Raw genomic sequence first — 14734 nt, 5'->3', positions numbered from 1 at the left:
GTTTTTAGCGAAAGCCCGCGAAGAAACTAGCGAAAGCTGGCGGCGAAGGGAACGCGCGCGCGCCGGGGGGAGGAGCGCCGGCCTCACGGCGCGCTGCCGAGCGACGCCTTCGCGAGGCTGGAGATGGCGTCCATGTCGCCCTGCACCGCGTCGAGGAGCGGGCCGAGCGCGAGCCGCAGCTGCTTCGAGTTCGGGTGCCGGAGGATGCGCGCCACGCTCTCGGCCGCCAGCTCATTCAGATCGTGCTCCACGTAGCGATCGATGTGGGCGCTCGACAGCGCGAAGCCCGGGAAGGCGGTGCGGCAGAGCGCGTCGACGAGCTCGCCCACGAGGCCCGGCGGGATCGCCGCGGTGCTCAGCGCCATCCGGGCCTTCTGCGCGCTGATCGTGCACGACTCGGCGCGCAGCTGGCTGATCACGGGCGAGCCGAGCACCGCGTGCCACCGGGAGAGCTCGGCGGCCCGGCTCGCCTCGAGCTCGCCCGGCGGCGCCTCCGAGACCGGCACGAGCGCCGCCATCTGCTCCGCCGCGCCCGGGTCGATCGCGACGCGGCGCACGATGATCAGGTCGTGCGCGCGCAGGCACCCGAGGAGCAGCCGCGTCGCCGCGTCGCGCAGGAGCGGCGCGAGCGCGGCGGCGATGACCGTGGGGGGCGAGCCGACGAGCCCCGGGCTCGACCCGCGCCCGTTGCCGGCCCCCGCGCCGCGGAGGCGGTAAGCGCCCGAGCTCGGCGGCGAGCGCACGCTGGACGGGGGGATGCTCGACGGCGAGCCGTGGCCGAGCGCCGGCGGCGGGCTCGGCAGCTGCCCGACGTTGCGGCTGCTCGGCGGCGGCGGCGCGCTGGTGGGCATGCCGCCCGGCGGCGGCCGGCTCGACGGCGCGCGCGTCCCGGCGCTCCGCAGCGGGTCCGCGACGAGCGGCGGCACCGGGGTCAGCCGGTTGCGCCGCGACTGCGTGGTGCGGTCGGTCACGACGTGCAGCGACGCGAGCTCGATCGCGCGCAGCGCCGGGACGCCGCGCGGCGCGCGGGCGGCGATCGCCGCGGCGAGCTCGGCCTCCCTGCCGAGGAGCGGCTCCTGCTCGCCGGTCTCCCGCAGCAGATCTCCGGCGATCTGCGCGCACCGCTCCGCGGCCTTGCTCGCGGCGCTCTGCGTCTGCGGGTCCTTGAAATAGAGCGTTAACTTTCCCCGGAGGGTCTCGCGGCGCGTGGCCGCCGTGACGACCTGCGAGGCGCTCTCGACGTTGGCAGGCTCGCGGCTCCCGAAAGGCCAGAATCCCATGCCGCCATTGTCGCGCGATCCTGGGCCCGGGCGCGAGCGCTTCGAGCGGCTCGCGCCCTCACGCCCGCTCAATGGCGAGGAGGAACCGATACATAGCGATTGCCGCGCTCGTAGAAGCGCCACGGTTTCTTGGCCCACGCACCTGCGTAGTCCACGTTGATGCGAGGTGACCTACCAATGGGCCCCGCCGCGCCGGGGAGCAGCGAGAGCTGGGCGCCGCACACATCCATCCCGTAGGCGGCGCGATCGAGCCCCAGCGCCTTGCAGAGCTTCCCAGGGCCGTTGGTCAGCTCGACCCGCCCGGGCGCGACGCCCCGCCGGCGGCTCATGAGCGGGAGCCCGAGCACGGGCTCGATGGCGCGGACGAGCACCACGTGCGGCTCCCCCTCCGAGGCCACGACGATGTTGAACGCCCAGTGCATGCCGTAGAGCATGAACAGGTACGCGTAGCCCGCCGGGCCGAACATGACCTCCGTCCGCACTGTCCGCCGCCCTCCGGCGCTGTGCGCGGCGAGATCTTGCGGGCCGCGGTAGGCCTCGGTCTCGACGATCCGGCCGGCGGCGACGCCCTCGGGCGTCCTGTGGACGAGCACCTTGCCGATGCACGCCCGCGCGACGACGAGCGGGGGGCGCGCGTAGAAGTCGCGGGGCAGCGGCGACGCTCCTTCGAGGAGCGCGGCGGCTCGGTCGCGGGGGGCGGGCGTGGGGCGTGTGGTGGGCACTCGGCTCTCCGGCGGACATCCGGCGCGCGGACGAGCGCGCCGTCAGGAAGGGGGGCCCGGGCGCGTCGCCCGGAAGCGCTCGTCGACGAACGCGAGCACGTCGTCGCGGTGCTTCGTGGCCTGGAGCTCGTGATGGAACACCGCCGCGACGCGCAGGTCGGGCGCGATGACGTAGGTGACCCGCCGGGCGACGCCGATGAGCGGCCAGAGGACGCCGTAGGCGCGGCTCACGCTGCGGTCGTCGTCGGCGATCATCGGGAAAGGGACCTTGTGCGACTCGGCGAACCGGCACTGGGTCCGGTGATCATCGGTGCTGATGCCGACGAGGCTCGCCCCGGCGAGCGCGAGCTCGGCGTGGTTGTCGCGGAACTGCCGGGTCTCCGCGGTGCATCCGGGCGTGAACGCCTTCGGGAAGAAGAACACGACCGTGCAGAGCCCGCCCTGCCGGGACAGCACGAAGCGCTGGCCGTCCGTGGCCAGCTTGTCGATCTCCGGCGCGAGCTCACCGACCTTCAGCATGCCGCCGCAATCTGCCGCAAGTCGCCGCCCGCGTCGACAGGCGAGGGGGCGCCGCGCGCCGGCGCCGCCGGCCGCGATCCGCGCGATCGTCCGGAGGACGTCACGTGTCGATGCCGAGCCGCTTCAGCCTGTAATAGAGGGTCGTGCGCTGCATGCCGAACTGGCGCGCGACCTCGGCCTTGTTCCCGCCGCAGCGCTCGAGGGCGGCGAGGAGCTCCCGCCGCTCGATGTCGTCGAGCTGCGAGCTCAGGTCGAGCTTCGGCCGCGACGAGGCCGGCGCGGCGAGCGCCTTTCCGGCCGCGTCCGCCTCCGGGTCCGCGGCCTTCGGCGGCCGGGCGGGCGGCTCGGCCGGCTGGGGGCGCGCGGTGAACGCGAGGTGCTCGGGCAGGATCACGTCGCCGCGGGAGAGGATGGCGGCGCGCTCGACCACGTTCTCCAGCTCGCGCGTGTTCCCCGGCCACGCGTAGGCCGTGAGCTTCGCGATCGCCTCGTCCGAGAGCGACGTGGCCGCGCGCGCGTTGCGGCGCGCGTACTTGCGCAGGAAGTGCTCGGCGAGGGCGCGGATGTCCTCGCGCCGCTCCCGGAGCGGCGGCAGCCGCAGCGGGAACACCGAGAGCCGGGAGACGAGCTCGGGCAAGACGCCCGCGCGCGCCCACGCCTCCTCGATGCCGGGCGTGAGCGACAGGACGACGCGCACGTCGACGCGGGTGGTCTCGGTCGACCCGAGCCGCTCGACCTCGCCCTCGGCGAGCACGCGGAGCAGCCGCGCCTGGAGCGAGGGCGTGAGCGGCGCCGGCTCGTCGAGGTAGATCGTCCCCCGGTGGGCGAGCTCGAGCCGCCCGGCCCGCTCGGTGAACGCGCCGTCGAAGGCGCCGCGCCGCCAGCCGAACAGCTCGCGCTCGAGCGCCTCGCCCCGGAACGCGGCGCACGTCACCTTGACGAACGGCTGCTCCTCCCGCGGGGAGCCCACGTGGATCGCCCGGGCGACGACCTCCTTCTCCGCCCCCTCCTCGCCCTCGATCAGCACGTGCGTCGCCGCCTTCGCCACCTCGCCGATCCGGGCGGCGACCTCGCGCATGGCCTCGCTCTCGCCGGCGATCTCCCCGAAATCGATCGGGTCGCGCTGCTCGCGCTCGAGGTAGCCGGCGTAGTGGGCGAGCTGCTCCCGCAGCCGCCGGTTCTCCCGGACGGTCGCGACGCCGGCGATCGCCTGCCGGAGGACGACGGCGAGCTCCTTCGAGTTCCAGGGCTTCTGGACGTAGCGGTCGACCGCCCCCGAGTTGACCGCGTCGATGAGCACGGTCATGTCCGCGTAGGCGGTGAGCAGCACGCCCGCGGCGTCCGGCCGCCGCTCCTTCGCCTGCTTGAGGAACTCGATACCGCTCATCTCCGGCATCCGCTGGTCCGCGACGATCACCGCGGGATCGAGCCGCTCGAGGAGCGAGAGGGCCTCGGCGCCGCCCAGCGCGTAATGGAGCTTGAACGACTTCCTGAAGGCGAACCGGAACGCATCGAGGTTGTCCTGCTCGTCGTCGACGACGAGGACGTCGAAGCTGTTCCAGTCCAGATCGCGCATCGGGTGGCCCTGCCTCCCAGAGTTACTACAGCTCGGCGCGACCGTGACAGCGGAGGTGGCGCCGCCCGGCCGCCGGCGCGGCGCTTGCCGCGCGGACTTTCGCGGACTGCCGCGGTCCGCCGGCGGCGTTCCGCGGTCCGCCGGCGGCGTCCTGCCGTCCGCCGTCCCGAGAGGGGGCGTCCTGCGGTCCGCGCCGCGGCGCCCGCGCCCAGACGGAGGCGAGCGTTCGTCCGGCCGCGACGCCGGCGGCGCCGGGGCGGATCGATTTCTCCGCCGCCCCAGAAATACGCGGTAAGCTCCGCGCCCGCCCGCGAAGAGGGCGGGCTGGGCGAGCCCCACACGGAGGAAGCCGGATCATGCTCGAGGACATCATCAAGGAGCTGCGCGAAGGGATCGACAAGGCCATCGAAGCTCTCCGGCGAGACCTGGCGAAGGTGCGCACCGGGCGCGCCAACGCGGCCATGCTCGACGGCATCCGCGTCGATTACTACGGCGTGCCGACGCCGATCGTGCAGATGGCCACGGTGTCCGTGCCGGAGCCCCGGCTCATCACGATCAAGCCCTGGGAGAAGAACCAGGTGAAGGCGGTCGAGAAGGCGATCCGGGAGAGCGATCTCGGCTTGAACCCCCAGGTGGACGCGGATCTCATCCGGCTTCCGATCCCGCCGCTGACCGAGGAGCGGCGCCGCGAGATGGTGAAGCTCACCAAGAAGAACGGAGAGGACTGTAAAGTTGCCATCCGGAAGCATCGTCGAGACGCCAACGAGATGATCGACACCCTCGAGAAGGACGGCGAGGTCAGCGGCGACGAGGCCGACCGGTCGAAGAAGAAGGTCGAGGACGTGGTGGCCGAGGGCACGAGGCAGGTCGACACGGTGATCGCGACCAAGGAAAAAGACATCCTGGACGTGTGAGCGGGGCCGCCGCGGCGCTGGCGGCCGAGCGCGAAGGCCGGGCCGCACGATGCGGCGTCCCTGGTCATCGCGGGATGGGTCCGGGTCCTCGGGGCGAGGGGGCGCGAGGGGGCGCGTGGTCCGCGGCCGCCTGGCGCCGCCCGGCGTGAGCGGTGGCGCCGCGCGAGCCTCGTCGAGGACGGCCCTGGAGGTGCCCCGCAGCCCTGCCGGCGCGGGGCCCGGGGCAGAGCCCGCGCCGGCGCCGGACCGACGCCCGGGCCGACAATGAAGCGTTCAACGAAAAAGAGGCTTGCGGTCCCCCCGGTCCGAGTCGGTAGGATCAGGAAGGTCGGCGAGTGGACGTCTGAAGACGCCCATTACGGTGCGAGAGGCCCTGCTTGACAGGTTTTCGGTAGCATGAAACGGTTGGTGCTCGAAGCCAAAGGCCCGGAGCCGTCTCAAGGATTCCCGAGGTTATGCGAGCGATCGCTTCAGGAATGACGGACGTTGGTCTCCAACGCGACCACAACGAGGACAGCTACGCCGTCCTGTCGGAGTATGACCTGTTCATCGTCGCGGACGGCATGGGGGGCCACCGCGCGGGGGACGTAGCGAGCAGGCTGGCGACCGAGTCCATCGCGGACTTCTTCCGGTCCACGTCGCGGGAGGACGCCACCTGGCCATTCCACTTCGACACCAGCCTGTCGGAGGAGGAGAACCGGCTCCAGGCGGGCATCCGGGTCGCCAACCGCCAGATCTTCGAGCGCAGCATCCGGTCGCGCGACTGCGCCGGGATGGGCACGACGGTCGTGGGGGCGCTCTTCTCGAAGAAGAAGAACCGCATCTACGTCGGCCACGTCGGCGACAGCCGCGCCTACCGCGTCCGCAAGGGCTCGATCAGCCAGCTCACGCGCGATCACTCGCTCTTCAACGACTACATCATGGCGATGCCCGAGCTCACCGAGGAGCAGCGGGCCGAGCTCCCGCGCAACGTCATCACCCGCGCGCTCGGGATGAACGACAGCGTCGCCGTGGACCTGATCAGCGACGAGCCGCAGCCCGGCGACGTCTACCTGCTCTGCTCGGACGGCCTGAGCGGGATGCTCTCGGACGATCAGATCCTCCAGATCGTGAGCTCGACCGAGGAGGTGCCGGAGATGTGCCGCCGCCTCATCGCCAAGGCCAACGAGAACGGCGGCGAGGACAACATCACGGCGCTCGTGATCCGCATCGACGAGCAGGACGAGGCCGAGCTCCCGAACAGCGCGACGATCGGCCCGCCCGCCGACTCGCAGCAGGTCAACATGGGCGAGCGGTCGACGGTCCCGGCGGCGTCGGCCTCGCGCTCCGAGAAGAGCTGACGCGCGAGGGGCGTGGCCTGCGCCCGCGCGTCACGGCCTCGCGCTCCGAGAAGCGCCGACGCGCGCTCTGCGAAGCGCCGACGCGCGGGGGCGCGGGTTAAGTGCCGCGCGCCCCCGTCGGCTCAGCTCCCGCAGCTGTCGAGGGCGAGGGCGCCCCGCGTGATCTCGCAGGTGTACTGGCCGTCGGTCACGGACGGGCACTCGAAGACGACCCAGATCTTGCCCGCGTCGACCCCCTGCTCGCTGTCCGCGTCGAACCAGAACTGACACTGTTCGTCGGACGTGGAGACGAAGGCGGTGCCGCTCGTCTTCGCCGACGAGAAGATGATGCTGCCGCTGGCGGGCATCTCCTTCGTCGCCGCGGGGCTGATGTCCACGATCTTGATGCGGACGTCCGTGGCGGCGGTGCTGTTCCTGAGCGCCATCGTCGCCGAGACGTCGAAGGTGCCCGAGCCGGTCACGGTGCAGTCGACCGTGGCGCCCTCCTCGCCGTCGGCGACCATCCGGAGCCGCCGGGCCGCGCTCACCTCGCCGAGGACCTCCAGGTGGTTCCCCACGTTGCAGCTGGCGCCCGGTTTGACGAAGTTCAGGGAGTAGGCGGCGCGCGGGGTGGGCGGCGCCGGGTCGCTGCAGCCGAAGCCGAGCAGGGGTAGAAGGCCGAGCACGGGCACGAAGCCGAGGCGGGCGAGACTCATGGCAAGCTCCGGTGGTGGGTGGCGGCCCCGAGGCCGCACCTCGCTTCTATCGTACTCGAGGGCCCCCGATCAAACGGCGGCCGCGCCCCGCGCGACCGCGCGACGAGCGCGAGCGGCCGCGCCCCCGCGCCCCGCGCGCGCGATCACCCGCGGGGCGCCTGCGCCTGCGCGTCCTCCAGCGCCTGCGCGACGTCGTTCCAGAGGTCCTCGCCGCCCTCCAGGCCGACCGAGAGCCGGAGGAGGCCGTCGGCGATGCCGAGCGCCTCCCGCGCCGCCGCGGGCACGGAGGCGTGGGTCATGATGGCGGGGTGCTCGGCGAGCGACTCGACGCCGCCGAGGCTCTCGGCGCAGGAGAAGATCGCGAGCCGCTCGAGGAAGCGCGAGGCGACGGGGAGGCCGCCGCGCACGACGAACGAGATCATCGCGCCGGGCGCGCGCATCTGCCGCGCGGCGAGCGCGTGGCCGGCGTGCGTGGGCAGGCCGGGGTAGTTCACGGCCTGGACGGCGGGGTGCTCGGCGAGCCTGCCGGCGATGAGCGCGGCCGACGCGCACTGCTGGCGCATGCGCACGCCGAGCGTCTTGATCCCGCGGAGCACGAGGTAGCAATCGAACGGGCTCGGCACGGCGCCGATGGCGTTTTGCAGGAACGCGACCCGCTCGGCGAGCGCGTCCTCCGAGGTGATGAGCGCGCCGCCCACGACGTCCGAGTGCCCGTTCAGGTACTTCGTTGTCGAGTGCGCCACGACGTGGGCGCCGAGGTCGAGCGGCCGCTGGAGCACCGGCGTGGCGAACGTGTTGTCGACGACGAGCAGCGCCCCGTGCGCCCGCGCGATCTCCGCGATCCCGGCGATGTCGAAGATCTTGAGCATCGGGTTCGTCGGGGTCTCGATCCAGATCATCCGCGTGGCCGGGGTGAGGGACTTGCGGACGACGTCGAGGTCGCTCATGTCGACCGAGGTCGAGGCGATCCCCATCGGCCGCATGACCTTGTCGAAGAGCCGGAAGGTGCCGCCGTAGACGTCGTCGCCCGAGAGCACGTGATCTCCGGGCCGGAGCGTGTGGAGCAGCGTGGCGGTGGCCGCGGAGCCGCTGCCGAAGGCGAAGCCGTGGCGACCGCCCTCGATCGCGGCGAGGCACGCCTCGAGCGCCTTGCGGGTGGGGTTGCCGCTGCGCGAGTACTCGAACCCCTTGTGCTGGCCCGGCCGCTCCTGGGCGAAGGTGCTCGCGAGGACGATCGGCGTCATCACCGCGCCGCTCGTCGGATCCGGCGGCTGGCCGGCGTGGATGGCGAGCGTGTCGAGGGCGAGCCTGTCGTGACCTAGGTGGGGCTTCATGCGGTCGAGACTTATCCCACGGGCCGCGTGCGTCCACGGTTTTGGCGCCCGCGAGGGCCGGGCGCGCGCGCGCCGCCAGCGCTCCTGGGCCTGCGCTAGCCGCGCGGAGAGGCCGCGTCGCTGGCGCGCGGAGAGGCCGCGTCGAAGGCGTCGAGCAGCGCCCGCGCGCTCTCGACGCGCCGCTCCGGATCGCGGTCGAGGGCGCGGGCGAGCGCGCGGCGCTGCCCCGGCGAGAGCGCGCCCGCGGCGGCGAGCGCGTCGAGGCGGAGGCCCGACTCGCCGATCTCGACCAGCATCGCGGCCTGCTCGCGCGCGCGCGTGAGCGGCGCGCCGGTGGCGAAGGCGACGAGGGTCGCCGCCATGGCGTAGACGTCGCCGCGCGCGGTCGGCGGCGATTCGCCGCGGGCGATCTCGGGGGCGACGAACGGGAGGGTGCCCCGGTCGGCGGTCTCGAGATCGGGATCCATGCCGCGGAACCGCGCGGCGCCGAGGTCGACGAGGCCGACGTCGCCGAGCGGACCGAGCAGCACGTGATCGGGGCCGAGATCGCCGTGGACGAAGCCGATCGGGCCCGCGGCGTCCTCGAGCTCCTGGAGCTCGGCGAGGGTCTCGATGGCGGTCCGGACGACGTGGGCGACGAGCGACGCGGGCGGCGGACGGCCGCGGCCGCGCCATCCGTCGAGCACGTCGCGGAGCGAGGCGCCCTCGCGCCGGCTCTCGAGGAGGAAGGGGCCGTGGCGATCGACGCCGACGCGCGCGAGCGCGGGCAGGGCAGGGTGCCGGGCGAGGGAGAGCGCCTTCGCCTCGCGGACGATGGCGGCGCGCCCGGCGTGCGCGTGGAGGGCGCCGGGGGCGAGGCGCTTGCAAACCAGCGTGGGGCCGGGCGGCGGGCCTCCGAGCCGGACCAGCGCCACGTCGAAGGTGGCGCCCGCGCCGAGGTGCTCGACCAGCTCGGTGCCGTCGGGAGCGGGGTAGGGCATGGGCCCTCAGCCGCCCCCTCCCGGCGCCGGGGCCGCCTCGCCGCATTCGCGGAGCCACCGCAGCGCCTCCTCCGCGCCGCCCTTGCCGCGCACCGCGAGCGCCCACCGCGCCTCGCGCCAGCGCGCCACGAAATCGGCCCAGCGCGCCGGCGCGTCGCCCAGGCCGGAGAGGGCGGCGACCCGATCGTCGATGCGCTGGAAGGGGAACACCGGGTTGCCGAGCCCGAACCGCGCCTGCGCCCAGTGGACCACGCTGATGAAGAGGCCGTACCGGCAGCGGCCGGTCGCCTCGTCGACGCCCACGACCGGCGACCTCCAGTCGAGGTGGATGTCGTCGAGCTCTGGCAGGCGCGGATCGCGCTTGCCCACGCAGATGTGCATCGCCTCCTCATCGGGCCGGTGCACCTCGCGCCAGCTGTCCGCGTCGAGCGGCTCGCCGCCCCGGAGCAGCGAGCCCATGCTCCCCGTGAGGGCGCCGAGCAGCGGGCCTCGCTGGTGCTCGATCCCGCCGAGGATCGTGTCGCGCGCCATGCGGCGACCGCCCGTCCCGGCGAGCTGGCCGTCGAGGCGCTCGCGCATCGCCGCCGGCTCGGCGTAGACCGCTTTGAATCCCGCGCTCCCGCCGACCCACACGTTGCGCAGATACCTGATCTGCGCCCATAGCCCGAGCGTAGGGTCGATATCGCGGATGCGCTCGAAGATGCGCACCACCACGTTGACGCACGACGGCCCGAACCGGGTGAGCGCCTCGCCGAGGTCGCGGGGCTCGGGGGCGCCCCAGAACGCGTTGTCCAGGTTGAGCTCCGCCCCGGGGCAGCGAGCGAGCCGGTCGGCGAGGCTCCTCTCCAGCGCCTCGCGCAGCGGGCCCTCCAGCCCGGCGAGGTGCGGGCCCGCGCCTGCGTCGAGTGAGCCGGTCATGCGAACATCGTATCACGCCGGCCGCGCGCATCGCCGTGCCGCGGGACGCGCGCCGCGGTGGGACCCGCGCCGGCGACGCGCGACGGAGCGCGCCGCGGCAGAGCGGGGCGCGGCCCGCGCGGCGAGCTCACCGGCGGGCGTCGCCGCCGCCGCGCGCGCGGCGGCCTGTGGGATGGCCACGCACCTGCACGGGGGGAGGGCGGTGGCCAACTTTTCTTCGCGTCATGCGGCATATCTCTGCGTTCATCGCGAACGTGATAGAAGTCTTGAGAACGGCATGGATCCCAAGATTTTGGAGATGCTCTTCATCGCTGTTAGCAACGGCGTCGCCCTCTTTATCGGCGCTTACGTGGCGCGCAGATCGGCAGATCTCAGCGCGGACCGCCGGGCCGAGCACGAGGAGAGGGCGGAGCTCCAGCGACAGCGGCGGGAGGCGCTCCTGGAGCGGCTGGCCCTCCAGCGGCGCGCGCTCGACGACTACGCGCGGATGATCGTCCGGTGGTCGTCGGCGCCCGCGTCCGGGGCGCCGCGCACGCGGGAGGAGGACCTCGCGGCGGACCAGGAGTCCATCGCGATGTACGCGCAGATGGCCAACGCGTTCGGGAGCCGGCAGTTCGCCGAGCAGGCCGCCGCGACGCTGCACGCCGTGCGCGCCGGCCGCGGCAATGTCCAGGTGTTCCCGTTCTCCGTGCAGATCGCCTCCGCCTGCTACCAGGAGATGATCCGGGCGATCTCCGAGCTCGAGAAGGAGATCGGCCTGCCGGCGCCGCGGTCGCCCGCGCGGCCGTTCCTCCCGGACGAGGAGCTCGCGAAGGAGGCGACTCGGCTGTTCTCCAGGAACGTCGTGGAGCGCTCCGGGATCGATCTCGGCATGGTCGATCAGATCCTGGAGCGCGTCCGGGTGAACCCGTCCGAGGAGGCGGACAGCCCCAGGTAAGGGCTCACGCCTCCGGCTTCACTGGCTCCATCCCATCCGGATGAGCGCGTAGAAGATGAGGAGGCGAGGCACCCGGAACAGCACCATGGTGAAGAAGTAGCGCGGCGGGATCCGGTACAGCCCCGACAGGTAGCAGAGCATCGAGAAGGGGACCGGCGAGACGCTCCCGACGGCGATGGCCCAGTACCCGTAACGGTCGAACAGTCGATCGATCTTGGGCCGCGTCCGCTCGAGGCGCGCCGCGAAGATGCGGAAGCGCGCGAGGTGGGCGGCGAGCCGGTATCCCGTGCAGCCGGCGAGGAGCGAGGCCACCGAGATCGCGATCATGGGCCCGACCTGCGAGCCTCCCGAGGTGATCGCCGTCAGCATGTAGAACTGCGGCGGGATCGGGAACGAGAACGCGTCGGCGAGGTAGGTCCCGACAAACATCCCGGCGAGGCCGAAGCGCTCCACGAACCCGCGGCCGAGCGCGTCGAGCTGGTCGCGCGCGAGGTGCGCCGCCAGCGCGATGAGGCCGAAGAGCGCGGCCAGGCTGAGCACCAGCTGCACCAGCGTGCGCCACAGATCTCGCCGGTCGTCGCGCGGGCGCGCCTCGCTCGTTTGCTGGCTCAGACCGCCTCCTGCCGGCGGCGCTGGAGCCGCTCGATGATCCGCCTGCTGCGGAGCGTGCTCTGGAAGATCCGCGTCGCCTTCTCGAGGGCGTCGAGGAGCCTCTGCGCGTCGCCGTGCTTGTCGACGGACGCGAACGGCCGGTGCGCGTTGATGACCTCGAACGAGTCCTGCTCGTCCTGATACGCCGAATAGAAGATCACGGGCACTTCGGGCTGCACCTTGCGGATCTGGTCGCAGACCCAGAAGCCGTCCTGCCCCGACATCCGCACATCGATGATCACGGCGCAGGTGTCCTCGGTGAACGCGGCGACCCCGTCCAGGGCCGAGGCGCACACGACGAGGCGATATCGCTCCGAGAGGAGGGCGCCGAGCGGCTGCCAGAGGCCCCTGTCCTCGTCGACCACGAGCACGAGAGGAAGCCGCGTGGACTCGGGCTTCTCGCGATCCGGCCGCTGGGCTGGATCGGCCCCGAGCAGGGTATCGGGTTCCTTGGAGGGCATTCGGCGTGGATCGTGGAGCGCGCGTCGGAGCGCCCATGACACAATGTACCACGCCCTGCGCATCGAGCCAGCGCGGCGGCGCGCTCGGCCGGCGCGCTGGCTCGATGCGCGGCGAGCTCGGCGCGCGGCGCGCAAGAGACGGCGCGGCGCGGGCGTGGCTCCGGCGCGCGGGGGCGCGCCGCGCGCGGCCGCGCCGTGGGCGGCCGCGCCGTGGGCGGCGGCCTGGGATTCGTCTATGCTGGGCGCCGAGGCGTGGCCTCATGGTGAGGCCTGCAGGCCGTTTGCAACGCGCCGCGATCCTGCCGGATCGCGCGCTCGCCTTCTCGTGCGCTGACCCGGTCTGCCGGTCGGCAGCGGGTCGCTCGCCGGGGAGAGCCCCACAACCGAGATGAGCTGCCCATGAAGAACGCAGGACTCCGATCGATCCCCCTCGTCATCGCCGCTCTCGGCCTCTTTGCCGCGGGGTGCAAGGACGAGGACAACTTGCATGCGTGCAGTGAGCTCTGCAAGCACCGCATCCTCTGCGCGGAAGAGCAAGGGGACCCGCCGCCGAGCAAGACCAGCTGTGAGACCGCGTGCCTCGGCCTCGAGGGAGAAGGCCTCGTGGAGCGAACCGAGGAGTGCGTGAACGAGGCGTCGTGCGATTACGTGGCGTGCGCGGACCCCTGAGCCCGGCGAGCGCGCGCGCCGCGGGCGGCGGGGCGCGCCGGGCCTCCCGGCGGGGAGGCCGGCGCGATGACGGCCGGCGCGATCACGGCTCCGCGTCGCACTCGGGCGCGTCGCGGAGCTTGCCCGAGGCGAGCGGCGCGTCGAAGCGCAGGAGCTCGAGATCGACGAGATCGAGGCGCTTGAACGTCAGGTTCAGCGGGCCGACCGACACGCCGGCTTCCGCCTCGGCGTAGGCGCGCACGCCGCCGTCGACCCGCGCGTCGTACGAGCAGTAGGGCGGCGCGGTCTCCGCGCTGACGCGCGCGTACGCCTGGACTCCGACGTTCGGACCGACGATGCCGTACAGGCGCGACCGGAGCTCCGCGCCGGCGCTCACCTTGCCGGACGCCGTGATCGCGCCGGGCGCCCCGATCGAGGCCGTCCCCGAGGCCGAGCACGAGGGATCCCAGATCGTGCGCCACGTCCCGTTCTTGTAGTCGACCCCGGCCTCGATCTCGGCGGTCGTCTGCGCCTCGGCCGCCACCTCGGCGGCCGTGAACGACAGCCCCACATCGGCCGTCGCCCTCGGCACGACGTTGGTCGTGACGACGATGGGCACGGGCCCCACCCAGAACGTCAGCGTCGGCAGCGGCACGCTCGGGACGCCCCCGGCGAGCTCGAGGAGATCGACCGTGCAGCTCCCCGTGACCGTGCCGGAGCCCTGGAGCGTGGCGCTCACGTCGAGCCTGCCCGAGGCGACGAAGCGGAGCTGCTTCAGCTCCGGGACGGGGTTGATCCCGCCGCGCGGGCCGACGTGGACCTCGAAATCGAGCACCGGAGAGAGCTCGGCCGTGACGTCGAGCGCCGCCGTCCCGTGCGCGGTGACCCCGCACGAGGCCGGGAGCGAGGCCGAGGAGAGCTCGAAGAGCTTCAAGGAGGCGCCGGACGCGATCTTCAGGGCCTCCGCCTGGCTCGCGATCGGCTCGTCGCCCTCCAGGCCGAGCTCGCGGGCGCGCGCGAGGTGCTCGTCGATGGCCTGCGCGTACTCGCGCGCGTCGTAGTGGACGTGGACGTGCCCTTCGGTGATGAACTCCGTGAGGTCGGCGGGGGTCGTCTCGAGCGCGACCCGCGCCGCGTCGAGCGCGCGGACGCGCACGACGCGGGCGAGGTAGCCGCCTCCCTGCGTGCCGCCGAGCACGTCGCCCGCGGCGAACGGCGGCAGGCTGCCGTCGTGGGTGATGACGAGCTCGCGCTCCCCGAGCTCCGCGGCGACGAACCCCGGCTCCTTCTCGGGCACGCGGGCGCGCTCGGACAGCTTGAGCGGCTGGACGACATCGACGGCGCCGGGGGCCGGCATCTCGGCAGGATCCGCGACGTCGTCCGCCGTGGCGGCGCACGCCGCGAGCCCGGGAGCGCCGATCGCGAGGAAGACGGCGGAGATGAGCCGCGCGGCCAGCGCGCGGCTCCGAGGGAGCGTGGTTTTCATGGGCGCGGACCCTATGCGGGCACTGTGGCGAACCGGTTACAGCGGCGAGACTTGCTGTCTCCGGGAGATGGGATAAAGGCTCACCGCGATGGATGGATATCCATGAATCGCTGTCTCCGGGGCTCGCGAAGAGCACTTATTGAATCGAGCGATGTACGGAGCCCCGCGCGACGCGCTCGTGAGATGCCGCGCGACGCGCTCGTGAGATGCCGCGCGACGCGCTCGTGAGATGCCGCGCGACGCGCTCGTGAGATGCCGCGCGACGCGCTCAGG

Annotated in this window: 15 protein-coding genes; 4 read left to right on the top strand and 11 right to left on the bottom strand. The window is 73.0% G+C overall.

Going from position 1 to position 14734, the window contains the following annotated elements; all coding sequences use genetic code 11:
- Positions 1-83: 83 nt before the first annotated feature.
- The 4 genes from WME98_RS08275 to WME98_RS08260 all read right to left on the bottom strand — a co-directional run bounded on the left by WME98_RS08275 (position 84) and on the right by WME98_RS08260 (position 4097).
- Positions 84-1280 (bottom strand): hypothetical protein, encoded by a 1197-nt coding sequence (locus tag WME98_RS08275; protein ID WP_437950779.1) that lies wholly within the window; start codon positions 1278-1280, stop codon positions 84-86.
- A 68-nt stretch (positions 1281-1348) separates the two neighbouring features.
- Positions 1349-2002, bottom strand: a complete 654-nt coding sequence (locus WME98_RS08270) for a DNA-3-methyladenine glycosylase (RefSeq protein ID WP_437950778.1) — start codon at positions 2000-2002, stop codon at positions 1349-1351.
- Between the two features lie 42 nt (positions 2003-2044).
- The gene (locus tag WME98_RS08265) at positions 2045-2521 is read right to left on the bottom strand and encodes a peroxiredoxin (RefSeq protein ID WP_437950777.1); all 477 of its coding nucleotides are present in this window, start codon (positions 2519-2521) and stop codon (positions 2045-2047) included.
- 100 nt (positions 2522-2621) lie between these two features.
- On the bottom strand, positions 2622-4097 hold the full coding sequence (locus WME98_RS08260; protein ID WP_437950776.1) for a sigma-54-dependent transcriptional regulator: 1476 nt from the start codon (positions 4095-4097) through the stop codon (positions 2622-2624).
- A 356-nt stretch (positions 4098-4453) separates the two neighbouring features.
- On the opposite strand from WME98_RS08260, the gene frr reads away from it, so the two are divergent.
- Entirely contained in the window at positions 4454-5011 is a 558-nt protein-coding gene (gene frr, locus WME98_RS08255) for a ribosome recycling factor (RefSeq protein ID WP_061622296.1), read from the top strand.
- 476 nt (positions 5012-5487) lie between these two features.
- Positions 5488-6351, top strand: a complete 864-nt coding sequence (locus WME98_RS08250; RefSeq protein WP_236644138.1) for a Stp1/IreP family PP2C-type Ser/Thr phosphatase — start codon at positions 5488-5490, stop codon at positions 6349-6351.
- A gap of 122 nt (positions 6352-6473) precedes the next feature.
- Here the strand turns inward: WME98_RS08250 and WME98_RS08245 are convergent, their stop codons facing one another.
- The 4 genes from WME98_RS08245 to WME98_RS08230 all read right to left on the bottom strand — a co-directional run bounded on the left by WME98_RS08245 (position 6474) and on the right by WME98_RS08230 (position 10278).
- Positions 6474-7046 carry a hypothetical protein gene (locus WME98_RS08245; protein WP_437950775.1) on the bottom strand — a complete coding sequence of 191 codons (573 nt, stop codon included), beginning with the start codon at positions 7044-7046 and terminating at the stop codon, positions 6474-6476.
- A 143-nt stretch (positions 7047-7189) separates the two neighbouring features.
- Complete coding sequence (locus tag WME98_RS08240) at positions 7190-8380, bottom strand: cystathionine gamma-synthase (protein WP_061622294.1); 1191 nt, start codon at positions 8378-8380, stop codon at positions 7190-7192.
- A 95-nt stretch (positions 8381-8475) separates the two neighbouring features.
- Entirely contained in the window at positions 8476-9360 is an 885-nt protein-coding gene (locus WME98_RS08235; RefSeq protein WP_437332872.1) for a protein kinase domain-containing protein, read from the bottom strand.
- Positions 9361-9366: 6 nt separating this feature from the next.
- The gene (locus WME98_RS08230; protein WP_437950774.1) at positions 9367-10278 is read right to left on the bottom strand and encodes a hypothetical protein; all 912 of its coding nucleotides are present in this window, start codon (positions 10276-10278) and stop codon (positions 9367-9369) included.
- A gap of 277 nt (positions 10279-10555) precedes the next feature.
- Here WME98_RS08230 and WME98_RS08225 point away from each other — a divergent pair, with 277 nt between their 5' ends.
- Entirely contained in the window at positions 10556-11215 is a 660-nt protein-coding gene (locus WME98_RS08225; protein ID WP_437950773.1) for a hypothetical protein, read from the top strand.
- Positions 11216-11233: 18 nt separating this feature from the next.
- Here WME98_RS08225 and WME98_RS08220 read toward each other — a convergent pair whose 3' ends face one another.
- Both WME98_RS08220 and WME98_RS08215 read right to left on the bottom strand, forming a co-directional pair.
- Positions 11234-11764, bottom strand: a complete 531-nt coding sequence (locus WME98_RS08220) for a YqaA family protein (protein WP_437950772.1) — start codon at positions 11762-11764, stop codon at positions 11234-11236.
- A gap of 59 nt (positions 11765-11823) precedes the next feature.
- Positions 11824-12327 (bottom strand): response regulator, encoded by a 504-nt coding sequence (locus WME98_RS08215; RefSeq protein WP_437332869.1) that lies wholly within the window; start codon positions 12325-12327, stop codon positions 11824-11826.
- 399 nt (positions 12328-12726) lie between these two features.
- On the opposite strand from WME98_RS08215, the gene WME98_RS08210 reads away from it, so the two are divergent.
- Complete coding sequence (locus WME98_RS08210; protein WP_061625543.1) at positions 12727-12996, top strand: hypothetical protein; 270 nt, start codon at positions 12727-12729, stop codon at positions 12994-12996.
- Between the two features lie 82 nt (positions 12997-13078).
- Here the strand turns inward: WME98_RS08210 and WME98_RS08205 are convergent, their stop codons facing one another.
- A complete protein-coding gene (locus WME98_RS08205; RefSeq protein ID WP_437950771.1) occupies positions 13079-14461 on the bottom strand; it encodes a hypothetical protein in 1383 nt (460 codons plus the stop codon).
- Positions 14462-14734: the final 273 nt, after the last annotated feature.

Source organism: Sorangium sp. So ce296, assembly GCF_051529605.1.
Lineage (GTDB): Bacteria > Myxococcota_A > Polyangia > Polyangiales > Polyangiaceae > Sorangium > Sorangium cellulosum_D.
The sequence above is the reverse complement of the archived record's forward strand: the minus strand, read 5'-3'. Positions and strand labels throughout refer to the sequence as shown.